22 protein-coding genes are annotated in these 22,666 nt (G+C 70.8%); 15 read left to right on the plus strand and 7 right to left on the minus strand.

What is annotated here, in order from left to right:
• Window positions 1-77 precede the first annotated feature (77 nt).
• The 6 genes from ACXYMW_RS08245 to ACXYMW_RS08270 all read left to right on the plus strand — a co-directional run bounded on the left by ACXYMW_RS08245 (window position 78) and on the right by ACXYMW_RS08270 (window position 8,271).
• A complete protein-coding gene (locus ACXYMW_RS08245) occupies window positions 78-1,589 on the plus strand; it encodes a class I adenylate-forming enzyme family protein (RefSeq protein ID WP_459034836.1) in 1,512 nt (503 codons plus the stop codon).
• Window positions 1,590-1,648: 59 nt separating this feature from the next.
• Window positions 1,649-2,290: a DsbA family oxidoreductase gene (locus tag ACXYMW_RS08250; RefSeq protein ID WP_459034837.1), complete on the plus strand. Its 642-nt coding sequence runs from the start codon at window positions 1,649-1,651 to the stop codon at window positions 2,288-2,290.
• 123 nt (window positions 2,291-2,413) lie between these two features.
• Window positions 2,414-3,631 (plus strand): multidrug effflux MFS transporter, encoded by a 1,218-nt coding sequence (locus ACXYMW_RS08255; RefSeq protein WP_459034838.1) that lies wholly within the window; start codon window positions 2,414-2,416, stop codon window positions 3,629-3,631.
• 119 nt (window positions 3,632-3,750) lie between these two features.
• Window positions 3,751-4,965, plus strand: a complete 1,215-nt coding sequence (locus tag ACXYMW_RS08260) for an NADP-dependent isocitrate dehydrogenase (RefSeq protein WP_459034839.1) — start codon at window positions 3,751-3,753, stop codon at window positions 4,963-4,965.
• A gap of 219 nt (window positions 4,966-5,184) precedes the next feature.
• Window positions 5,185-6,327 (plus strand): sensor histidine kinase, encoded by a 1,143-nt coding sequence (locus ACXYMW_RS08265; RefSeq protein WP_459034840.1) that lies wholly within the window; start codon window positions 5,185-5,187, stop codon window positions 6,325-6,327.
• A 111-nt stretch (window positions 6,328-6,438) separates the two neighbouring features.
• Window positions 6,439-8,271, plus strand: coding sequence for a sensor histidine kinase (locus ACXYMW_RS08270; protein ID WP_459034841.1), 1,833 nt, complete (start codon window positions 6,439-6,441; stop codon window positions 8,269-8,271).
• A gap of 61 nt (window positions 8,272-8,332) precedes the next feature.
• Here ACXYMW_RS08270 and ACXYMW_RS08275 read toward each other — a convergent pair whose 3' ends face one another.
• Entirely contained in the window at window positions 8,333-8,593 is a 261-nt protein-coding gene (locus ACXYMW_RS08275) for a DUF2312 domain-containing protein (protein WP_459034842.1), read from the minus strand.
• Window positions 8,594-8,713: 120 nt separating this feature from the next.
• Between ACXYMW_RS08275 and ACXYMW_RS08280 the strand changes: the two genes are divergently transcribed.
• Window positions 8,714-8,941, plus strand: a complete 228-nt coding sequence (locus tag ACXYMW_RS08280; RefSeq protein WP_459034843.1) for a hypothetical protein — start codon at window positions 8,714-8,716, stop codon at window positions 8,939-8,941.
• Here the strand turns inward: ACXYMW_RS08280 and ACXYMW_RS08285 are convergent.
• A complete protein-coding gene (locus tag ACXYMW_RS08285; protein WP_459034844.1) occupies window positions 8,906-9,151 on the minus strand; it encodes a hypothetical protein in 246 nt (81 codons plus the stop codon). The genes ACXYMW_RS08280 and ACXYMW_RS08285 overlap by 36 nt on opposite strands.
• A gap of 248 nt (window positions 9,152-9,399) precedes the next feature.
• Between ACXYMW_RS08285 and ACXYMW_RS08290 the strand changes: the two genes are divergently transcribed.
• Window positions 9,400-9,828: a protein tyrosine phosphatase family protein gene (locus ACXYMW_RS08290; RefSeq protein WP_459034845.1), complete on the plus strand. Its 429-nt coding sequence runs from the start codon at window positions 9,400-9,402 to the stop codon at window positions 9,826-9,828.
• Between the two features lie 80 nt (window positions 9,829-9,908).
• Here the strand turns inward: ACXYMW_RS08290 and ACXYMW_RS08295 are convergent, their stop codons facing one another.
• The 5 genes from ACXYMW_RS08295 to ACXYMW_RS08315 form a co-directional block, all read right to left on the minus strand.
• Entirely contained in the window at window positions 9,909-11,066 is a 1,158-nt protein-coding gene (locus ACXYMW_RS08295) for a FliM/FliN family flagellar motor switch protein (protein WP_459034846.1), read from the minus strand.
• Between the two features lie 70 nt (window positions 11,067-11,136).
• Window positions 11,137-13,833 (minus strand): ATP-binding protein, encoded by a 2,697-nt coding sequence (locus ACXYMW_RS08300; RefSeq protein WP_459034847.1) that lies wholly within the window; start codon window positions 13,831-13,833, stop codon window positions 11,137-11,139.
• Window positions 13,830-14,126: a hypothetical protein gene (locus tag ACXYMW_RS08305; protein WP_459034848.1), complete on the minus strand. Its 297-nt coding sequence runs from the start codon at window positions 14,124-14,126 to the stop codon at window positions 13,830-13,832. The genes ACXYMW_RS08300 and ACXYMW_RS08305 overlap by 4 nt, the downstream gene beginning before the upstream one ends.
• On the minus strand, window positions 14,123-14,494 hold the full coding sequence (locus tag ACXYMW_RS08310) for a response regulator transcription factor (protein WP_459034849.1): 372 nt from the start codon (window positions 14,492-14,494) through the stop codon (window positions 14,123-14,125). The genes ACXYMW_RS08305 and ACXYMW_RS08310 overlap by 4 nt, the downstream gene beginning before the upstream one ends.
• Before the next feature lie 92 nt (window positions 14,495-14,586).
• The gene (locus tag ACXYMW_RS08315; RefSeq protein ID WP_459034850.1) at window positions 14,587-15,939 is read right to left on the minus strand and encodes a helix-turn-helix domain-containing protein; all 1,353 of its coding nucleotides are present in this window, start codon (window positions 15,937-15,939) and stop codon (window positions 14,587-14,589) included.
• A 212-nt stretch (window positions 15,940-16,151) separates the two neighbouring features.
• Between ACXYMW_RS08315 and ACXYMW_RS08320 the strand changes: the two genes are divergently transcribed.
• The 7 genes from ACXYMW_RS08320 to accB all read left to right on the plus strand — a co-directional run bounded on the left by ACXYMW_RS08320 (window position 16,152) and on the right by accB (window position 22,664).
• Window positions 16,152-17,513, plus strand: a complete 1,362-nt coding sequence (locus ACXYMW_RS08320; protein WP_459034851.1) for a substrate-binding protein — start codon at window positions 16,152-16,154, stop codon at window positions 17,511-17,513.
• Window positions 17,514-17,630: 117 nt separating this feature from the next.
• Entirely contained in the window at window positions 17,631-18,662 is a 1,032-nt protein-coding gene (locus ACXYMW_RS08325) for a branched-chain amino acid ABC transporter permease (RefSeq protein ID WP_459034852.1), read from the plus strand.
• Between the two features lie 3 nt (window positions 18,663-18,665).
• Complete coding sequence (locus tag ACXYMW_RS08330; RefSeq protein WP_459034853.1) at window positions 18,666-19,880, plus strand: branched-chain amino acid ABC transporter permease; 1,215 nt, start codon at window positions 18,666-18,668, stop codon at window positions 19,878-19,880.
• Window positions 19,881-19,891: 11 nt separating this feature from the next.
• A complete protein-coding gene (locus ACXYMW_RS08335; protein ID WP_459034854.1) occupies window positions 19,892-20,647 on the plus strand; it encodes an ABC transporter ATP-binding protein in 756 nt (251 codons plus the stop codon).
• A 12-nt stretch (window positions 20,648-20,659) separates the two neighbouring features.
• On the plus strand, window positions 20,660-21,415 hold the full coding sequence (locus ACXYMW_RS08340; protein ID WP_459034855.1) for an ABC transporter ATP-binding protein: 756 nt from the start codon (window positions 20,660-20,662) through the stop codon (window positions 21,413-21,415).
• A gap of 183 nt (window positions 21,416-21,598) precedes the next feature.
• Window positions 21,599-21,994, plus strand: a complete 396-nt coding sequence (locus ACXYMW_RS08345) for a hypothetical protein (protein WP_459034856.1) — start codon at window positions 21,599-21,601, stop codon at window positions 21,992-21,994.
• 166 nt (window positions 21,995-22,160) lie between these two features.
• Window positions 22,161-22,664 (plus strand): acetyl-CoA carboxylase biotin carboxyl carrier protein, encoded by a 504-nt coding sequence (gene accB / locus ACXYMW_RS08350; protein ID WP_459034857.1) that lies wholly within the window; start codon window positions 22,161-22,163, stop codon window positions 22,662-22,664.
• Window positions 22,665-22,666 lie beyond the last annotated feature (2 nt).

The following is a 22,666-nucleotide window of genomic DNA, read 5'->3' on the forward strand; positions in this document are numbered from 1 at the left end:
GCCCGCGCGGGCGGCGCCCCTTGCCAGCGGCGCGGCGCCCCTTGCCAGCGGCGCGGCGCCGGGGCAGATCAGGGCCCATGTCCGCGATCTTCGATGCCGGCGCCCCGGCGCCCTGCCCCGCCCCGTTCAATCTCGCCGCCCACGTGCTGGGCCATGCCGCGCCCGATCCCGACAAGATCGCGCTGGCGGTACTGCGCCCCACCGGGGCTGAGCGCTGGAGCTACGGACGGCTCGAAGCGGCGGTGCGCGGCACCGCGCACGGGCTGCTCGCCGCCGGTCTCGCCCCGGGGCAGATCGTGCTGCTGCGGCTCGGCAATTCGGTGGATTTCCCGATCGCCTTTCTCGGCGCCATCGCCGCCGGGCTGGTGCCGGTGCCGACCTCGGCGCAGCTGACCGCGGGCGAGGTGGCGAAGATGGTCGCCCATCTCGACCCGGCGGCGATCCTCGCCGCGCCGGGCATCGCCTGTCCGGAGGCCGCCTGCCCGGTGATCGCCACCGAGGACATGCGGCGCTGGCACAGCGGCCCGCAGGCGGATTACGCCATGGGCGATCCCGAGCGGCGGGCCTACATCGTCTTCACCTCCGGCACCTCGGGCACGCCGCGCGCGGTGGCGCATGCCCATCGCGCGGTCTGGGCGCGGCAGATGATGGTCGAGGGCTGGTACGGGCTGACCGCGTCCGACCGCCTCGCCCATGCCGGCGCGTTCAACTGGACCTACACGCTGGGCACCGGCCTGCTCGACCCCTGGGCGGCGGGCGCCACCGCGCTGATCCCCGCCGAGGGCGTCGAGCACGGCCAGCTTCCGCTCCTGCTGAAGCGCCACGAGGCGACGATCTTCGCCGCCACGCCCGGGGTCTACCGCAACCTGCTGAAGGCCGGGCCGCTCGCCCTGCCGAAGCTGCGCCACGGTCTCTCGGCCGGGGAGAAGCTGGCCGCGCCGATCCGGGAGGCCTGGCAGGAGGCCACCGGCACGCCGATCTTCGAGGCCTACGGCATGTCGGAATGCTCGACCTTCATCTCCGCCAGCCCCGGCCGGCCGGCGGCGCCGGGCACGCTGGGCCGGCCGCAGCCCGGCCGCCGCATCGCCATCCTCGGCCCCGACGGCCCGGTGGCGCATGGCGCGCCCGGCGAGATCGCCGTGCATCGCAGCGATCCCGGCCTGATGCTGGGCTATGTCGGCGCGCCCGAGGCCACGGCAGCGAAGTTCCGCGGCGAGTGGTTCCTGACCGGGGACCAGGGCAGCATGGCCGAGGACGGCTCGGTCACCTATCTCGGCCGCGCCGACGACATGATGAATGCCGGCGGCTTCCGGGTCTCGCCGCTCGAGGTCGAGGCGGCGCTGCTGGCGCATCCCGGCATCGACGAGGTCGGCGTCACCGATGTCGAGATCAAGCCCGGGGTGACGCTGATCGCCGCCTTCTGGACCGGGCCGGCGCCGCTCGAAGAGGCGGCGCTGGCGGGATGGGCCGCGGACCGGCTGGCGCGCTACAAGCAGCCGCGCATCTGGCAGCGCGCCGAGGCGCTGCCCAAGAACCCCAATGGCAAGCTCTCCCGCCGCGCCCTGGCCGGATTGCTGCCGAGGGGTTGAGTGCATCCCGGCCCCGGCTCTGCTAGAGCGGGGGTCTCGCCGCGCGAAAGGTGGTTTCAATGGTGAAGCTCGACATCCTCTCCGACCCGATCTGCCCCTGGTGCTATATCGGCAAGGCCAAGCTCGACCGGGCGCTGGAACAGGTGCCCGACCACCCGTTCACCATCGAGTGGCACCCGTTCCAGCTGAACCCCGACATGCCGGCGGGCGGCATGGACCGCCGCACCTATCTGGAGACCAAGTTCGGCGGCAAGGAGGCGGCGGTGCGGGCCTACATGCCGGTCGCCGAGGAGGCGCAGAAGGCCGGGCTCAACCTCAATCTCGACGGCATCGCGCGCACCCCCAACACGCTCGACGCGCATCGCCTGATCCACTGGGCCGGGATCGAGGGGCGCCAGACCGCCGCGGTCTCGGCGCTGTTCCGGGCCTATTTCAAGGAGGGCCGCGACATCGGCGACCGCGAGGTGCTGGCCGACATCGCCGACGGCATCGGGCTCGATGCCAGCGTGGTGCTGCGGCTGCTGGCCTCGGAGGCCGATGCCGAGGAGATCCGCGGCCGCGACGCGGCGGCGCGCGAAATGGGCGTCACCTCGGTGCCGACCTTCATCGTCGCGGGCCAGCACGCCGTGCCGGGCGCGCAGCCGCCCGAACTCTGGATCAAGGTGATCGCGGAGCTGAAGGCCGCCGAGGCCGGCGCCTGAGCCGGACCCGGAGCCGGACCCCGAGCCGGGTGGGCCGCCGACGGGACATCGAAAACATTCGGATACCCACTGGTTTCTGAATTCGTCCCGCGCTATGAGGGAGGCCGAGTCAGGAGCTTCCCGATGCCGAGCTTGCCGCTTCCCCGCAGCGAATTCGTCGCGCTGATCGCGATGATGTTCGCCACCATCGCCTTCAGCATCGACGCGATGTTGCCGGCCCTGCCCGAGATCGCCGGGACGCTGGCGCCGGACAACGCCAACGCCGCGCAACTGGTGCTGACGGTTTTCGTGCTGGGCATGGGGCTCGGCACCTTCTTCACCGGCCCGCTCTCCGACACGGTCGGGCGCAAGCCGGTGGTGCTGGGCGGGGCGGCGATCTACTGCCTCGCCGCCTGGGTGGCGGCGGCGGCCCAGAGCCTCGAGGTGCTGCTGGCGGCGCGGCTGGTGCAGGGGCTCGGCGCCGCCGGCCCGCGGGTGGTGGCGCTGGCGATCATCCGCGACCTGACCTCGGGCCGCGAGATGGCGCGCATCATGTCCTTCGTGATGATCGTCTTCACCCTGGTGCCGGCGCTGGCGCCGAGCCTCGGCGCGGTGATCATCGCCTTCGCCGGCTGGCGCGGGGTCTTCTGGGCCTTCGTGGTCTTCGCCGCGACCTTCTCGCTCTGGATGTCGCTGCGGCTGCCGGAAACCCATCCCCCCGCGCGCCGCCGGCCGTTCCGGGCCGGCGCCCTTGCCGCCGCGGCGCGCGAGATGTTCGGCCACCGCGTGGTGCGTATCTCCATCGCCGTGCAGACCCTGTGCTACGGCATGCTGTTCTCCATGTTGTCGAGCGTGCAGCCGATCTACGACGTCACCTTCGGCCGCGCCGAGACCTTTCCGCTCTGGTTCGGCGGCATCGCCGTGGCCGCCGCCTCGGCCAGCTTCCTCAACGCCGCGCTGGTGGTGCGGATCGGCATGCGGCGCATCGTCACGACCATCCTCGCCGTCGAACTCGCGGTCTCGGCGGTGATGATCGGGCTCGAACTGGCCGGGCTCGGCGGCGGGCCGGCCTTTGCCGCCTTCGTGATCTGGCAGGGCACGGTGTTCTTCATGGCCGGGCTCACCGTCGGCAATGTCAACGCGCTGGCGATGGAGCCGCTGGGCCACATCGCCGGGCTCGCCGCCAGCCTGATCGGCGCGATCTCCACCGTGCTGTCGGTGCTGCTGGCGATCCCGGTCGGTCTGATCTTCGACGGCACGCCGCTGCCGATGGCCATCGCCATCGCCGCCGAGGCCGGGCTGGCGCTGCTCCTGATGCTGCGCCTCAGGGACTATCAGCGCCCCGCCCCGGCCGCCGCCTGACCCGGTCGCGGGCACCGTCGACGGCAAACGGCATACAAAGGTATACCGCTCTTTTCACCGCTTGCCTTTTGCGCTAGAGCGGCGCCAATCCGACTCAAGCGCAACAGAGGGAACGGCCGATGACCAAGATCAAGGTGGCAAATCCGATCGTCGAGATGGACGGCGACGAGATGACCCGGATCATCTGGGATTTCATCAAGAAGAAACTGATCCTGCCCTATCTCGACATCGACCTTCTCTACTACGATCTGGGCATCGAGAGCCGCGACGCCACCGACGACCAGATCACCGTCGATGCCGCCGAGAAGACCAAGGAAGTCGGCGTTGCGGTGAAATGCGCGACGATCACCCCGGACGAGCAGCGGGTCGAGGAATTCGGCCTCAAGCGCATGTACCGCTCGCCCAACGGCACCATCCGCAACATCCTCGGCGGCGTCGTCTTCCGCGCCCCGATCATCTGCCAGAACGTGCCGCGCCTGGTGCCCGGCTGGACCCAGCCGATCGTCATCGGCCGTCATGCCTTCGGCGACCAGTACCGCGCCACCGACATCAAGTTCCCCGGCGCCGGCACGCTGACGCTGAAGTGGAAGGGCGAGAACGGCGAGGAGATCGAGGAGAAGGTCTACGACGCGCCGTCGGCCGGCGTGTACATGGGCATGTACAACCTCGACGACTCGATCACCGACTTCGCGCGGGCGTCGATGAATTACGGCCTGAAGATGGGCTGGCCGGTCTACCTCTCGACCAAGAACACCATCATGAAAGTCTATGATGGCCGCTTCAAGGACATCTTCCAGCACGTCTACGAGACCGAGTTCGCCGACAAGTTCAAGGAGGCGGGGATCACCTACGAGCACCGCCTGATCGACGACATGGTGGCGGCGGCGATGAAGTGGTCGGGCGGCTTCGTCTGGGCCTGCAAGAACTACGACGGCGACGTGCAGTCCGACACCGTGGCGCAGGGCTTTGGCTCGCTGGGCCTGATGACCTCGCAGCTGATGACGCCGGACGGCAAGATCGTCGAGGCCGAGGCGGCGCACGGCACCGTCACCCGCCACTTCCGCCAGCACCAGCGCGGCGAGGAGACCTCGACCAACTCGATCGCCTCGATCTACGCCTGGACCGGCGGCCTGAAGCACCGCGCCAAGCTCGACGACAATGCCGAGCTGGCGAACTTCGCTGAGACGCTCGAGCGGGTCATCGTCGAGACCGTGGAATCGGGCTTCATGACCAAGGACCTGGCGCTGCTCGTCGGCCCGGACCAGAAGTGGCTCACCACCATGGGCTTCCTCGAGAAGGTCGACGAGAACCTCAACAAGGCGCTGGCCGGCTGATCGCGGCCTGACTTCGTGGCCGGGCCTCGCCCCGGCCTCACCGCCCCCCCGGCCCCCGCGGCCGGGGGGTTTTTCGTTCCCCCCGCGGGGCTCTCCCGGGCCGGTCCCGGCACTGTCCGAAATGTGACACAAAGCCGGACCTTTTGGGCTTTGCCAAACCCCCGGCGATCCGCAATGATCGCCCATAGGGAGACCTCTGACGACGAAGAGGACGGGGAGATGAACCATCCGGCCGCGGCGCGGGACATGGAAGCCCTGCGGATCGCAGCGTTGCAGCGCTATGGCGTTCTCGACACCGCGCGCGAGGCCGCCTTCGACCGGATCACCGCCCTCGCCGTCCGGCTCCTGAAGGTTCCCGCCGCCACCATCTCGCTCGTCGACAGCGACCGCATCTGGTTCAAGAGCACCGCCGGGCTCGACCACGACCTGTCGGAAACGCCCCGGCGGCCCGGCCTCTGCGCCACGGCCATCCAGTCCAACGCGCCGCGCGTGCTGGCCGATGCACGCCGCGATCCCAGCGCCGCGGCCCACCCGCTGGTCACCGGCCCCTTCGGATTGCGCTTCTATGCCGGCGTGCCGCTCTGCAGCCGCGAGGGTCAGCTCCTCGGGACGCTCTGCGTGCTCGACCGCGTCCCGCGCGAGATCTCCGCGCCGGAACTCGAGACCCTGCACGACCTGGCGGCTCTGGTGATGGACCGGCTGGAGCTCGGCCGCGATGCCAGCGAGGCCGCCGCGCGGCGGCACGAGGAGATGCGCGCCACCGAGCTGATGGCCAGCGAGATCGAGCACCGGATGATGAACAGCCTGCAGCTCGTGGCCTCCATCGCGCGGCGCAAGGCGGCCCGTCATGGCGGCATCGTGGCCGAGGAGCTGCGCGACATCGCCGCCCGGGTCGCCGCCATCGCGCAGGCCAGCCGGCACATCCAGCAGAGCCTGCCCGACCCCTGGGCGCCCGGCGACCTGGCGCTGTTTTTGCGGGTGCTGAGCAAGGAGCTGTTCCCGCTCTGCCCGCAGGGCGGGCTGATCGAGCTCGATTGCGCGGAGCTGGCGCTGCCCCGCGACAAGCTGGTGGCCATCGGCCACCTGGTGACCGAGCTGGTGCTGAACGCGATGAAGAGCGGCGCCACCCGGATCTATCTGTCGGCGCGGCCGCACGGCGACGCGCTGCGCATCGAGGTCGCCGATGACGGCTGCGGCCTGCCGCCGGATTTCGACCCCTCCGCCAGCAAGGGGCTGGGCATGGCGATCCTCGCGGCGATGGAGCAGAAGCTCGGCGGCGCGGCGCACTGGCTGGCACGCGACGGCGGCGGCACCCTGTTCCGGCTCGACATTCCCCATGCCGGAGCGCTGGCCGCGTCGTGACCTCCGGCGCCGCCCGACCCGGTTGCCCCCGCGGGTCAGCATGATAGGTATACCGCAGAACTGCAGCCGATCGACCCGACTGCGCGTTGAGTCCGTTGGAGGAAATCAGTTTTGCCGGAGAGCATTCCGAACTCCGACCTGAACGAACTCTTCCAGCATTCTCCCGCCTGCCTGGCGCTGGTCGAGGCGGCCGAGCCGTTCCGCTGCATCGCCCACAACCCCGCCTTCCAGGCCGTGCTCGACGAGCCGTTCCGCAGCACCGGCGTGGTGGGACGGCCTCTGAGCGACTTCGCGCCGCAATCGGGCGAACTGCTCGCGGTCTACCGCCACGTTGCGGCGACCGGCGAGCCCTTCGCGATGGAGGGCTTCCGCTACGACGGGCTGGAGCGCGGCACCACCTGGTGGAACTGGAGCCTGACCCCGGTGCGCCGCGACGACCGCATCGTGTCGCTGGTGGCCACCGCGGTCGAGATCACCGACGCGGTGGAGGCGCGCCGCCGGCTCGAGGGCGAGATCGAGGCCCGGCGCCGCACCGAGGCGGAGCTGGAGACCGAGAAGGCCCTGTTCCAGCGCATCGTCGACATCATCCCGGTGATGATCACCATGTACGACACCAGCAAGACGGTGCTGATGGTCAACGAGGCCTTCGCGCGCCTGACCGGCTGGGACACCGAGCTGGCCCAGCACGAGCCGGTGATGGAGCTGGCCTTCCCCGACCCCGCCTATCGCGACGAGATCGCGGCCTTCATGGACCGCTGCGACGGCTGGATGGACATCGCGATGCGGACCCGCGACGGCCGCTCCATCCCGACCAGCTGGTCGAATGTCCGGCTTAGCGACGGCCGCCAGATCGGCATCGGCATCGACCTCAGCGACCGCAAGGCGGCGGAACGCGCGCTCACCGAAAGCCGCCGCGAACTGGCGATGGAGCGGGCCTTCCTCGAAGCGGTGATCGAGACGGCGCCGGTGGGCATCAGCGTGGCCCGCGACCCGCAGGGCAAGCCGCCGATCGTCAACGGCGAGGCCCGGCGGATGATGGAGATCACCGGGCTCGAAGGCGGGCTGGAACGCTACGACGCGCTGCCGGGGCGCGATCTCGACGGCCGGCCCTTCGCCCATTCCGAACTCGCCATCGTCAAGGCGATCGAGGAGGGCCAGGAGATCTCCGACCGCGAGGTGCTGTTCCGCAGCAGCACCGGCGACCGGCGCTGGCTGGTCAATGCCCGCCCGCTCCGCGATCACGAGGACCGGGTGCTGGCCGCCATCGCCTCCTTCGTCGACATCGAGGACATGCGCCGCGCCGAGGAGGCGCGCCAATTGCTGGTGGAGGAGCTGAACCACCGGGTGAAGAACACCCTGGCCGTGGTCCAGAGCATCGCCGTGCAATCGTTCCGCGACCTGTCGGATCCGAACCTGGCGCAGACCAAGTTCCAGTCGCGGCTCCGCGGGCTCGCCGCGGCGCACGACCTGCTGACCCGCGAGAACTGGTCCAACGCGATGCTGTCGGACATCCTGACGACCTCGCTGGAGGCCTGCGGCGAATCGGTGGGGGAGCTGGGGCGCGTGTCGCTGCTGCTCGACACCGACGAGCGGCTGATGCCCAAGCTCGCGGTGTCGATGTCGATGGCGCTGCACGAACTGATCACCAACGCGATCAAGTACGGCGCCCTGTCGGCCACCGAGGGCCGCGTGCGGATCACCTGCGCGACCCGGCCCGACCGGCCCGAGCTGATCCGCATCGGCTGGTACGAGCGCGGCGGCCCGCCGCCGGTCTGGACCGACCGCCAGGGCTTCGGCATGCGGCTCCTGCGCACCACGGTGGAGCGCGAGATGTCGGGCCAGCTCGGCCTGGAATTCGCCAGCGACGGGCTGGCCTGCGAGATCGACCTGCCGCGCGCGGCGCTGGCAGGTCAGCCGCAGCCCGTGCCGACCGGCGCCGGGTGAGCCGAAGGGCCGGCGGCGCCCGGCCGGCGCAGCCGCGCCGCCGCCGGCCCGCCCGCGGCGCTCAGCTCATGCCGAGCGCGGCCTTGTACATCTCCAGCACCGCCTCTTCCTCGGCGATGTCGTCGGCGTCGCGCTTTCGCAGCGCGATCACCTTGCGCAGCACCTTGGTGTCGTAGCCGCGGCCCTTGGCCTCGGCCATCACCTCTTTCTGCTGGTCGGCGATTTCCTTCTTCTCGACCTCGAGCCGCTCGTAGCGTTCGATGAACTGCTTCAACTCGCCCGCGGCCACGCCGTAGGCGTCGCTGTCCGCATTGTCCTGCATGCATTCGTCTCCTGCCGTCAGAGCGCTTCGGTTACCCCGAAGCCCGCGCGCTCATCAAGGGGTTGCCGCGCGCCGCCCCATGCCGTACCGCGAGCCCCGGTCGGCACGGAGGATGACGGAATGGCAGCACTGGTGTGGGGCGGCGCGCTGGTCTCGGTGGCGGGGCTCGCCGGGCTCGCCTATTGCATCCTGCGGGTCGCGCGGTCGCGCCGGCGCATGGCCCGCGCCGGGCGCGCAGCCGGCGCCGTCACAAAAGAAAACCGGCCCCCGAACGGGAGCCGGATCGGTGGCACGGCTGCAACCAGGGCGCGATCAGATCGGCAGGTTGTCGAAAAAATCCTCGAGTGATTCGTCGCGACGGTCGGCTTCCGCCCGGCGCGCCCGGCGCATGCCCAGCCCGGACGCCCGGTCAAGACGCTCCAGAACCGCCCGGCGGGTCGTCTCGTCGGAGCTCGCAAGTTCTTGGCCCAGCGCGTCTACCTTGAGTTTCAGGCTGTAATTCATGTCGCGTATCCTCCCTTCGGCATGGGTCGCGCGGTCAGGCGCGGTCGCGGTCATGCGCGACACGGGTGCGGCAATTCGCCCGAGACCAATGTGGCGCTTGCATCACTTTGACCTGTGAATGCTCGCGGGGCAACAATCATGGTTTGGGGAGCGTGTAAATAGGCGGGATCAGCGCCTCAAAGTTTATTCTTTGAGCAGGGCTTTGCCGCCGCAGCGGCGCTCTCGCAAAGGTGAAGGCGCGGGCCCGTCTCGACAGGGCCGGACGCCCGGATTAGACATCTCCCTGCAATCGAGGGGGCCCCATGGATATCCGTCCGATCACCGACCGCTACCACGTCTCGCCGCAGATTTCCGCCGAGGATGCCGGCGAGCTGGCCGCCCACGGGTTCAGCACGGTGATCTGCAACCGGCCCGATGCCGAGGTCCCGCCGAGCCACCAGGCGGCGGCGATCCGGGCGGCGGTCGAGGGCGCCGGGCTGCGCTTCGAGGAGCTGGCGCTGACCCACCAGACCATGACGCCGGAGAATGTCGCCGCCCAGATGGCGATGGTCGAGGCGGCCGACGGCCCGGTCCTGGCCTATTGCGCCTCGGGCACCCGCTGCACCGTGATCTGGGCGCTGGGACAGGCCGGCCGGATGCCGGTGGAGGAGATTCTCGCCACAGCCGCGCGGGCGGGCTACGATCTCGCCGGGCTGCGCCCGGCGCTGGAGGCGCGCGCCACCGCCGGTTGATCGGCGCACCGGCCCGGCCCGGCCCCGCACGGCCTTGCGCTGAGCGCCGCGGCTGCAGGCGGCGGGCGGCCGGGGCGCTGCTATTCCGGCCGGGGGCGCTCGGGGTCATAGTCGGGCAATTCCAGCGCGCCGCCGTCGGAGGTGTCGTCGTCGCCGGGGAAGTCGAGCGGCGGCACATCGGGCAGATCCTCCTCCCCCTCCTCGTCGAGCAGGGCCGCCGTGCGCGGCACGGCCCGCGGGTCCGATTCCCCTGTCGCCGGCGGCGGGGCGCCGCCCTCTTCCCGGCCGGTGCCGGGCGCGGCGGCCGGCGCGAAGGGCGGCCCGGAGGCTGCCGGCGGCGCCGCGGCCGGGCCGGGCTCGGCCGCGGTGCTGACGATCCGCACCGCGCGCTGGCCGTTGATCTGCCCGAGCCGCCCCCGCGCCACCCGCACCCGGTTGCCGGCCAGCAATTCCGTGCCCGCCACGGCCTGCGCCGGCAGGTCGAGCAGGTCGCCGGGCCGCAGCGCCGCCACGGCGCTGTAGGGCATGCTGATCCGCGCCAGGACCGTGTCGATCTGCGCCGTCACGGTCATCAGCCATTCGGCATGGCGCGGCGCGCCCTCGGGTGCCGCCGGCGGCGCCGGCTCCGGGCGCGGCGGTTCCGGCACCAGCAGGCGCAGATGGCCGAGCCGCAGCCCGCCGCCCAGGTCCAGCTCGGCGCTGAGCTCGGTGTAATGCGCCGCCACCATCAGGTTGGCGGCGATGCGGGCCTCCTCGATCAGCGGGCCGGCGGTGAACCCGGCGAGCGCCGCCCGCGCGGCGGGCCCGCCCGGCGACTGGTCGAGCGCGCGGTCGAGCCGCGCCAGCACGCCGTCGAGCAGCGGCGCGGCGAGCGCCGCGTCGGTGGGGGTGAAGCGCCGCGGCTCGGGCGCGGCCTCGCGCAGCTCGCCCAGGGTCTGGATCTCGACCAGGGCGGCGGCGACGCTGCGGTCGAGCCAGGCCGCGCCGAGGCGGCCGCCCGGCCCCTCCAGCAGGACCAGCAGGCCGTCGCCCTCGGCCAACAGGTCGGCGGCGCGGGCCTGGTCGCGCCGCAGATGGCGAATCTGGCGCGCCACCAGCGCCAGGTTCCACGCCTCCTCCGCGGTCCGCGCCAGCGCCCGCCCGAACGCCGTCTCGAGCGAGGCGCCGCGCGACGCGGCGGCGTGTCGCGCGGCCCTGGCCTTGCGGCTCAGCACCGTTTCGGTCTCGGCAGCCTGCATCACGCCCGTCCGTCGTTCCCCTGCCCGGCCCCGGTTTAGCCGCACCGGGGTTACCAATTGCTTTCGCCGCTCAGGCCGCGGCGCGCGCCGCCCGCGGCAGGGTCACCCGGAAGGCGGCGCCGCCCTCGCCCGGCAGGTAGGCGATGGCGCCGCCGAGCCGCGCCATGATCTGGCGGCAGATCGCCAGCCCGAGACCGGCGCCGCCGGCCTTCTGGTCGGCAATGCGGCTGAACTTCTCGAAGATCGTGTCGCGCGCCTCCGCGGCGATGCCCGAGCCGTTGTCGATGAAGTCGACCTGCAGCGCCGCCTCGGCCTCGGCGACCCGAATGCGCAGCTCCGGGCGGCCGGCATCGCAGTATTTCGCGGCGTTGCTGATCAGGTTGATGAAGACCTGCGCCAGCCGGTCGCCGTCGGTCTCGAGCCGGATCGCCGCCTCGCGCGCCGGGTCGCGGCGGATGCGCAGGGCGGCCGCCGCGCCGCCGGCGGTGGCCGCCGCCACCGCCCGGTCGATGACCTCGGAGAGCGGCGCGGCGCGCAGGTTGAGATTGACCTGGCCGTGCTCCAGCACGCTGAGATCGAGCAGGTCGTCGAGCAGCCGGGTCAGCCGCACCGCCTCGTCATGGATGATCGCGGCAAAGCGGGTCTGCTCGCCGGGATCGAGCCGGCCGCCATCGCGCAGGATCTCCGAGAAGGCCCGGATCGAGGTCATCGGCGTGCGCAATTCGTGGCTGATCTGGCTCAGGAAGGCGTCCTTCTGCACCGACAGCCGGGTCAGCTTCTGGTTGGCCTCGCGCAGCTGCCGCGCGGTCCGCGCCAGTTCCGCCGACTGCGCTTCGAGCCGGGCGGAATATTCCAGCAGCTGCGCGCTTTCGTCGGCCACCGCCATCAGGTCCTCGACCGAGACCGAGGCGCCGCCGACGATCTGGCCGACCATGGCATGCGCGGTGGCGGCCCCCACCGAGCCCGACAATTCGCGCTCCAGCACGCCGAGGAAGTCCGGCGTGGGCTCCGGCAGGTCGCCGCGTCCGCCCTGCCGCGCGGCCTCGCGGCGGAACAGCCGCAGCGCCTCGGGCGCGCCGAGGATGCGCTGCGCCATGATCAGCAGATCCTCGCTCTGGGCCACCCCGGCGGTCCAGCTGCGCGGCCCCGGCGAATGCTGGAACACGTTGACGAACTGCGCGCCCTGCAGCCGCTCCAGCGGCGACGGGAAGGTCAGCAGCGAGACGCCGTAGAAGGCCCCGGCATTCAGCGTCATCGACCACAGCAGCGCGTGCAGCAGCGGGTCGAGCCCGGCGATGCCGAACAGCGCCTCGGGACGCAGCCAGCCCAGCCCGAAGGGCCCGGCGGCCAGCATCGCCTCGGAATAGACCGTGGCCCCGATCGAGGGCAGGAACAGGGAGTAGACCCAGACCGCGAAGCCGGCGCTGAGCCCGGCCAGCGCGCCGAGCCGGGTGGCGCCGCGCCAGAAGATGCCGCCCAGCATCGCCGGCAGGATCTGCGCCACGCCGACGAAGGAGACGAGCCCGATCGAGGCCAGCGCCCCGCCGCCGCCCGAGACCGAGTAATAGAGATAGCCCAGCATCACCACGCCGAGGATCGAGATGCGCCGCGCCGTCAGCACGACGTGGCGGACATCGCCCGAGACCGAGGCCCCGCCGCCCTGCGCCAGGCGCAGCCAGACCGGCATGACGATGTGGTTCGACACCATGGTCGACAGCGCGATGGCGGCGACGATGACCATCGAGGTGGCCGAGGAGAAGCCGCCCAGGAAGGAGAACACCGCCAGCCCCTCGCGGCCCTCGGCCAAGGGCACGGTGAGCACGAAGAGGTCCGGGTTGGCGCCGGCGGGCATCAGGTCCAGGCCGATCACCGCGATCGGCACCACGAAGAGCGACATCAGCATCAGGTAGGCCGGAAAGGCCCAGCTGGCGGTGCGCAGCTGGTCCTCGCCCGAGGCCTCGACCACCAGCACCTGGAAGATCCGCGGCAGGCAGAGGAAGGCCGCCGCCGACAGGAAGGTGATGCCGGCCCAGCGGCTGCCCTCGACCTGCCAAAGGCCGAGGCCGGAGGCGTCGATGCGCTCCAGCGTCGGCCCGATGCCGCCGGCGATGCCCCAGACCACGAAGACCCCGACCGAGAGCAGCGCGGCGAGCTTGACCACCGCCTCCACCGCGATCGCCATGACCACGCCGTGATGGCGCTCGTTGGCGTCGAGGTTGCGGGTGCCGAAGATGCCGGTGAAGAGCGCCAGCCCGCAGGCCACCCAGAACGCCGTGTACCCGCTGCGCCCGGCCCCGCCGGTCTCCTCCGCGCCGCCGGCCGCCGCGAAGACCTCGACCGAGAGCGTCACCGATTGCAGCTGCAGCGCGATGTAGGGCGTGGTGCCCGCGACCGCGAGCAGCGTCACCCCGATCGCCAGCAGGTTCGACTTGCCGTAGCGCGCCGAGATCAAGTCGGCCACCGAGGTGATGCGGTTCGAGCGGCCGATCCGCACCAGCTTGCGCACCACCCACCACCAGCCCAGCATGACGAGGCTCGGGCCGAGATAGATCGCGACGTATTCCAGCCCCGACCGCGCCGCCGAGCCGACCGCGCCGTAGAAGGTCCAGGCGGTGCAGTAGATCGACAGCGACAACGTGTAAACGATGGGCGAGCGCAGGAAGGCGGCGCGGCCGCGCATCGCCCAGCGCTCGGCCACGAAGGCCACCGCGAAGAGGAACAGCACATAGGCCAGGCAGACCGCGACCAGCGCGTTGAGGGTGGTCATTCCGATCCGTCCCCGGCGCCGGCGGGACCGGGCTGGTCGGGCTCGATGCGGCGGGCCAGCCAGCGCCCGGCGAGGATCAGCCCGAGCCAGACCGCGAAGACGAAGGCCAGCGCCCGCGACCCAGCGGGCGGCGGCGCCTCGCCCGCGCCCCAGAGCAGCGGCAGCGACCACAGCAGCAGCCCGACCAGCGGCAGCAGCCGCAGCGCGTCGCGCAGCCGGCGTTGCCGGTAGGAGCGCCGCTCCAGGAAGACCGGACGCGGCCGGATCGGGCCGGTGCCGGGATCGGCGCTCATGTCACCGGGGCCAGCGCCCGCACCGCCTCGAGCATCTCGGCATTGGAGAAGGGCTTGGTCATGAAGCAGCTGACCCCGGCCCGCTCGGCCGTTTCGCGGTCGCGGTTCTGACCCCGCGCGGTCAGGATCATCACCGGCAGATCGGCGGTCTCGGGGTGGTCGCGCAGGTCGCGCAGGATGTCGTAGCCCGAGCGGCCCGGCAGCATGACGTCGAGGATCACCACGTCGGGGCGTTCGCGGCGCACCGCCTCGGCGGCATCCGACCCGTTGGCATGCGACTTCACGATCCAGCCGTCGCGCGACAGAAGAAAGCTGATCGCCTCGATGATGTTGGGCTCGTCCTCGATCAGCATCAGCCGTCGCGCCATCACGTGCCGTCCTCCCCCTGGCCGGACCGCCGCGCCTCTGCGGGCGCCGGAGGGACCGGTCCGGAAAGTTATGGGCAATCCGTCTGGCCCTGTCAAAAGTCCAGTTCCGGCCCCGCCCCGCCATTGCCGCGGCCGGCCGACAGGATCGACGGCTCGCGCCGGCCCGGGCAGGCCCGGCGCGGGCAGATCCGGCAATCGGTGCCGATCGGCTTGGGCGCCGCGCCGCCCGCCTCGGCAGGTTGCGGCACCAGCAGCATCTGCGCCTCGAAGAGCGGCGGGCGGTTGGCCTCGGGCAGGCCGCGCGGCGTGGCGATGGCGTAGGCGGTGAAGCGGGCGCCGGGCGAGCCCGGCAGCGCCACCTCCTCGCACAGCGCCATCATCGGGCGGTTGAGCGCCGCGTAGAGCGGCCAGAGCGGACAGCCGGCGCCGAAGCGCGGCAGCGGGAAATCGGGCACCGGGCGGCGCCAGAGCAGCGCGCCCGAGGCGTCGCAGAGCGCCAGCCCGGCCGCCGGGTCGAGCAGCGTCTCGGGCAGCACCGCGAGCCGCCGCATCACCCGGCCGGGATCGGCGCCGAGCCGCGCGGCGAGCCGGAACGGGTCGGGCCCGGTCTCCGCCAGCGCGGCCGCCAGGGTGCTCTCGGGCAGCGCCCGGGCATCCTCGGCATAGCGCCGCAGGTGCCGCGCGAGCAGCTTGCGTGCCGCCGGCGAGGCCGCCCCCGCCAGATCCGCCGCCAGCGCCTCGAGCGCCGAGGGGTCATCGGCCGCGCTTTCCCCCTCCAGCGCCGCCACGCGGTGGTCGAGGCGCTGCAGGATGGCGTCGACCTCCTCCTGCGGGGCGCTGGCCTCGGCCCCGGCATCGCCGGCGCGGTCGAGATAGCTCACCAGGGTACGGCTGGTCTCGGCAAGCCGGGCGCTGTCCTCGGCGACGTTGCGGTGGAAGCGGCGCTGCCAGTCCGGCGAGATCTCCCCCGGCTCGGCGAGGATCGCCGCGGTGGCGCGGATCGCGGTCACCGTGGACAGCATGTCGTGCAGCGCCGCGGCCAGGTGCGGGTCGTGGGTCAGGCGGTCGGAGAGCGTCTCGACGCTGCGCTCCAGCGCGTCGATGCGGTGGCGGCCCTCCACCAGAAGGCCGGCCCAGCCCGGGAACCGGCCGGCGAACTCGTCCACCCGGTCGAGCTCGGCGGCGGCGTCCTGACCGCGCGCGGCGGCGTCGCGGAGCCCGGCCACCAGCGTCGCTTCGGCGCCCTCGGACAGCATCACCGGCTCGACCCGCAGGATCTCGGCCAGGCGCAGCAGCAGCTTGCCGCCGATGCGCCGCCGGTTGTGCTCGATCAGGTTGAGGTATGAGGGAGAGATGCCCGCCTGGCGTGCAAGGTCGGCCTGCTTGATCCCCATCATTCCCCGGCGTTCGCGGATCCGGCTGCCGGTCAGCGTGTCGCGCGGCATGGCGAAACCCCTGTCACATCAAGGCCTTTCTGCGGTGCCACATAAACGAATTTACCGATTCCGTTCAGGCCTGTTCATTCGTTTACAGAAAACCCCTTACTTACAAGCCTTTTGTTGCGTGATTTTCGCCCGCCTTGCCATAGTGGCTTTGCACGGGAGGTGCTGCGGAGGGAAGAGGAGCCCGCCGCCAAAAAGCCTTTAGGGAGGAATGAATGACCAGGAACGTGACACGCCGCGGCGTGGTCCGCACCGGTGCGTTTGCCGCAGGGGCGAGCCTCGCCCTGCCCACCTATCTGCGCGCGCAGGAATCCGGCTTCACCAACGCGCCCACCGGCGACACCGTCACCTTGGGCTTCAACGTGCCGCAGACCGGGCCCTATGCCGACGAGGGTGCCGACGAGCTGCGCGCCTTCGAACTGGCGGTGGAGCACCTGAACGGCGGCGGCGACGGCGGCATGCTGCAGACCTTTTCGTCCAAGGAGCTCGACGGGGCCGGCATTCTCGGCAAGAAGATCGAATACGTCACCGGCGACACCGCGACCAACACCGACCGCGCCCGCGCCTCGGCCCGCTCGATGATCGAGAAGGACGGCGCCATCATGATCTCCGGCGGCTCGTCCTCGGGCCCGGCGGTGGCGGTGCAGGCGCTGTGCCAGGATGCCGGCGTGATCTTCATGGCCGGCCTCACCCATTCCAACGACACCACCGGCAAGGACAAGAAGGCCAACGGCTTCCGGCACTTCTTCAACGCCTACATGTCGGCCGCGGCGCTCGGCCCGATCCTCGAGAACCTCTACGGCACCGACCGCGCGGCCTATCACCTGACCGCCGATTACACCTGGGGCTGGACCCAGCAGGAATCGATCCAGGCCGCCACCGAGGCGCTGGGCTGGTCGACGGTGGAGAACGTGCTGACGCCGCTCACCACCACCGACTTCTCGTCCTACATCGCGCCGGTGCTGAACTCGGGCGCCGACGTGCTGGTGCTGAACCATTACGGCGGCAACATGGTCAATTCGCTGACCAACGCGGTGCAGTTCGGGCTGCGCGAGGCGCAGGCCAACGGCAAGGACTTCCAGATCGTCGTGCCGCTCTATTCCGAGCTGATGGCGCGCGGCGCCGGGCAGAACATCAAGGGCATTCCCGGCTCGCAGAACTGGGACTGGAAGCTCGAGAACGAGAAGGGCGCGCGCTACGCCGGCACCAATGCCTTCGTGCAGAGCTTCGGCGAGAAATACGGCTTCCCGCCCTCCCAGGCGGCGCATACCTGCTACGCCCAGACGCTGCTCTATGCCGATGCCGTCACCCGCGCCGGCAGCTTCAACCCCTGCGCCGTGGTCGAGGCGCTCGAGGGCTACGAGTTCGACGGGCTCGGCAACGGCCCGACGCTGTACCGCGCCGCCGACCACCAGTGCTTCAAGGACGTCGTCGTGGTGCGCGGCAAGGAGAACCCGGAGAACGAGTTCGACCTGGTGGAGATCGTCGAGGTCACCCCGGCCGAGCAGGTCACCTACGACCCGGACCATCCGATGTTCGCAGGCGGCAGCCTCGGCACCTGCAACCCGGGCGCCTGACGCCGCCCCCTCCCCGATACCCGGCCGCGTCAACAGCGGCCGTGTTGTCCCGCACCCGGCGCGCACCCCTGCGGCGCCGGGTGCAGGTGCCACCCCGTCCCGCAAGCGGTGAGGATCATGGACGCCATCATTCTCCAGACACTCAACGGCATCGACAAGGGCTCGGCCTATGCGCTGATCGCGCTCGGCCTGACGCTGATCTTCGGCACGCTGGGCGTGGTCAATTTCGCGCATGGCGCGCTGTTCATGATCGGCGCCTTCTGCGCCGTCACCCTGCAGCGCCTGCTGTCGCTGAGCTTCGTCACTCTCGACGAGAGCCGGAAGGATTTCCTCGGCAACCCGGTCAAGGTCGAGACGCCCTACCTGGAAGCCTGGCTCGGCCCGGAGATCGGCACGGCGATCATCAACTGGTCGGTGCCGCTGGCCATCCTGTTCGCCCTGCCGGTGATGCTGCTCGTGGGCATCGTGATGGAGCGCGGGCTGATCAAGCACTTCTACAAGCGCCCGCATGCCGACCAGATCCTCGTGACCTTCGGCCTCGCCATCGTGCTGCAGGAGATCGTCAAGTATTTCTTCGGCGCCAACCCGATCCCCACCCCGGCGCCGACGGCGCTGGCCGGATCGTTCGATTTCGGCGCCCTGCTCGGCATGGACCCGAACGTCATCATCTATCCCTACTGGCGGCTGGTCTATTTCGCCTTCGCGGCGCTGGTGATCGGCGCGGTCTTCGCCTTCCTGCAATTCACCACCTTCGGCATGGTGGTGCGCGCCGGCATGGCCGACCGCGAGACCGTGGGCCTGCTCGGCATCAACATCGACAAGCGCTTCACCATCATGTTCGGCATCGCCGCCGCGGTCGCCGGCATGGCGGGGGTGATGTACGCGCCGATCAACTCGCCGAACTACCACATGGGGATGGACTTCCTGGTGCTCAGCTTCGTCGTGGTGGTGGTGGGCGGCATGGGCTCTCTGCCGGGCGCCGTGCTCGCGGGCTTCCTGCTCGGCATCCTCGAGAGCTTCGCCTCGATGACCCAGGTCATTGCGCTGATCCCCGGCATCAACCAGATCGTCATCTACGTCGTCGCCATCATCGTGCTGCTCACCCGCCCGCGCGGGCTGATGGGCCGCCGCGGCGTGATGGAGGAGTAAGCCATGCTCGGTCTCGGCAAGAAAGACACCGCCCTGTTCCTGATCGTCATCGCGCTGACGATGCTGGCGCCGTTCCTCCTGAACCCGTTTCCGACCGACAGTTCGCTGGCCCAGTTCAATGCCGGCTACCCGGACCTGATGCAGCGCTTCGTGATCTTCGGCATCTTCGCCATCGGCTTCAACATCCTGTTCGGGCTGACCGGCTACCTGAGCTTCGGCCATGCCGCCTTTCTCGGCGCCGGGTCCTATGCCGCGGTGTGGATGTTCAAGCTGCTGACCATGAACGTGATCCCGGCGATCGTGCTGTCGGTGATCGTCGCCGGCCTGTTCGCGCTGGTCATCGGCTACGTGTCGCTGCGCCGCTCCGGCATCTACTTCTCGATCCTGACGCTGGCCTTCGCGCAGATGTCCTTCGCGCTGGCCTATTCGGTGCTGACCCCGATCACCAACGGCGAGACCGGGCTGCAGATCGCGCTCAACGACCCGCGCATCCTCGACGGGCCGGCCGAGGGCGGATCGATCCCGGTGGTCAACCTCTTCGGGCTCGAGATGCGCGCCACCGAGACGCTGGCCCTGGGACCGTGGCAGTTCCAGTTCTCCGCCGGCTACTACCTCTGCGCGCTGATCATGATCGCCGCCTTCTACCTCGCCATCCGGATCTTCCGCTCGCCCTTCGGGATGATGCTGCGGGCGGTGAAGTCGAACCAGCAGCGGCTCTACTATACCGGCCTGAACGCCCGGCCCTACACGCTCGCCGCCTTCGTGATCTCGGGCATGTATGCCGGGCTCGCCGGCGGGTTGCTGGCGGCGATGGACCCGCTGGCCGGGGCCGAGCGGATGCAGTGGACGGCCTCGGGCGAGGTCGTGCTGATGACCATCCTGGGCGGCGCCGGCACGCTGATCGGCCCGGTCCTCGGCGCCGGCTTCATCAAGTATTTCGAGAACATCTTCTCGAAGCTCAACGACAACGTGTTGCACGGCTGGTTCGCCTTCATGCCCGACGGGCTCGAGAACGCCATGGTGACGATCATCCACCCCTTCGTCGGCAAGGGCTGGCACCTGACGCTGGGCCTGCTGTTCATGCTGGTGGTGATCTTCCTGCCCGGCGGCCTCGTCGAGGGCGGCAACCGCATCGCCACGGTGTTCCGCCGCGGCCGCAAGGCCGGTTCCGTGGAAGCGGACGCCGCCGACCGCCAGAAGAGCCACCCGGCCGAGTAAGGGAGCGCGCCATGGGAATCCTCGAAGTCAAGGACGTCAACAAGCGCTTCGGCGGGCTGCAGGCGCTGGGCGACGTCAACCTCTCGGTGGCCGAGAACAGCGTGCACGCGATCATCGGCCCGAACGGCGCCGGCAAGTCGACGCTGCTCAACTGCCTCGTCGGCAAGCTCATTCCCGATACCGGGTCGGTGATGTTCGAGGGCCAGTCGGTGCTCGGCCGCAAGCCCTACGAGATCAACCAGATGGGCATTTCCCGGGTCTTCCAGACGCCGGAGATCTTCAACGACCTGACGGTGTTCGAGAACATGATGATTCCGCTCTTCGCCAAGCGCGACGGCGCCTTCCGGATGCACGCCTTCGAGGGCGTCGGATCCGAGCGCGCGCTGATCGGCGAGGCCGAGGCGATGCTCGACGAGGTCGGCATGCTCGACAAGCGCGAGATGCATGCCGCGGCGCTGTCGCGGGGCGACAAGCGCCGGCTGGAAATGGCCATGTGCCTGATTCAGCGCCCCAAGCTCCTGCTGCTCGACGAGCCGACCGCCGGCATGGCCCGGGCCGACACCAACAACACCATCGCGCTGCTGAAGGAGATCAAGGGCCGCGGCAACATCACCATGTGCATCATCGAGCACGACATGCACGTGGTCTTCAGCCTCGCCGACCGGATCACCGTGCTGGCCCAGGGCACGCCGCTGGTCGAGGACGTGCCCGAACGCATCAAGGGCCATCCGAAGGTCAAGGAAGCCTATCTCGGCGAAGCGGCGTAAGGAGCCTTCACGATGAACACCAAGCCCGACTTCGCCGCCCATGCCAGCCGCGCCGCCACCGCGCCGGCCTACCTTTCGGTCTGGGACCTGCACGCCTATTACGGCGAGAGCTACATCGTCCAGGGCATCTCCTTCGACGTCCACGAGGGCGAGATCCTGGCGCTGCTGGGCCGCAACGGCGCCGGCAAGACCACCACGCTGCGCGCCATCGCCCGCACCGGCAGCCCGCAGACCCCGCGGGGCGAGATCTGGCTCGACCACCAGCCGCTGCACAAGATGCAGAGCTACGAGGCGGCGCAGGCGGGGCTCGGCCTCGTGCCCGAGGACCGCCGCATCATCCCCGGCCTGACGGTCGAGGAGAACCTGCAGCTGGCGCAGATCCAGCCGCCCATCGGCTGGTCGATCGAGCGGCTCTACACGCTGTTCCCGCGGCTCGGCGAGCGCCGCAAGCAGGAGGGCGTGACGCTCTCGGGCGGCGAGCAGCAGATGCTGTCGATCGCCCGTGCCCTGGCCCGCGACATCAAGGTGCTGCTGCTCGACGAGCCCTATGAGGGCCTTGCCCCGGTGATCGTCGACGAGATCGAGAAGACCCTGAGGCTGATCAAGGATCAGGGCATGACGACGATCCTGGTGGAGCAGAACGCGGTCCGCGCGCTGCAGCTCGCCGATCGGGCGATCATCCTCGACACCGGCTCCATCGCCTATGACGGCAGCGCCTCCGAGGTGCTGGAGGACGCCGCCCTGCGGGCCGAGTACCTGGCGATCTGAGGGGGCGCGCGGGCGGCGCGACGGCGCGGCGGCGCAGAGGCAGACAGCGCTGGGCGGCCCTATAGAGCGGGCCGGGGCGCGGCCCGGGACAACGGTCGCTGCACGGGAAACGCTCTGTTCCCGCATGTCGAACAGGATTCGTGGTAGGCTCGCGTCGGGGGCCGAGTGCAAGGTTGTGCTGTCATGATCGTCACGCAAGGCGTGCCCGCGCGCCCCGGCCCCGTGCCCGGGCTGCTGCCGCTTCCCCCCGATCCCGCCTTCCCCGCCGCCGTCGCGGCCGCGCCGGAGACCGGGTTCTCCGGCCGCTCCGCCGACGTGCTGGGCCTTCCCCCGGGGACCGAGGAGCCTGCCGATGCGCCGCCCGAGCCCGGCGCGCCGGACGCGCGGCGCGGCGGGCCGGCGGCGGACTTCTTCGCCGAGGATCACGTCGCGCCGCCCAGCGTCCTGCAACTGCGCATCGCCGCCATCCTCGCCCGCGAGGTGACCGCCGATCCCGGCGCCCGGCCCGAGGATGGCAGGCCGGACGGCGCCGCCGCCGCCGAGGCCTACGAGGCCGCGGCCGAGGCGCTGCGCGCCTGAGCGCCGGGCCCGCCGGCAGGGCCCCGCCGCCCGGCGCGGATCCCGGCCGCGCGCGGCGGCACCCGGCCCGGCGCCCCGGCGGGCGCTTTTCATGCCCGGACGCTTGCCCTATACACCGCGACAAAATCGCTCACGCGCCTTTGCGGCGACATTTGTCGAGGATCACATGGCAGATACGACACGCGACCAGGACGTCGCCTTCATCCGGGCCCTGGCCGAGCTTCTGCGCGAAACCGACCTGACGGAACTGCAGGTCAAGCGCGATTACGGCGAGGATGACAGCCTCAACGTCCGCGTCAGCCGCCGCCAGCCGCAGGCCGCGGCGCCGGCGGCGCCGGCGCACGCCGCCCCGGCCCCGGTCCACGCGGCGCCCGCCGCCCCGGCCGCCCCGGCCGCGCCGGCGGCCTCCGCCGCGCCCGAGGATCCGGCCGATCATCCCGGCGCCGTGACCTCGCCCATGGTCGGCACCGTCTATATGCAGGCCGAGCCCGGCTCGCCGGCCTTCATCCGCGTCGGCTCCGAGGTCGAGGAGGGCGACACGCTGCTCATCGTCGAGGCGATGAAGACCATGAACCACATCCCCGCCCCGCGCGCCGGCACCGTCAAGCGCATCCTCGTCGAGGACGGCGCCCCGGTGGAATACGGCGCGCCGCTCGTGATCCTCGAGTGAGG

The sequence above is a fragment of the Roseivivax sp. CAU 1761 genome (genome assembly GCF_054482755.1).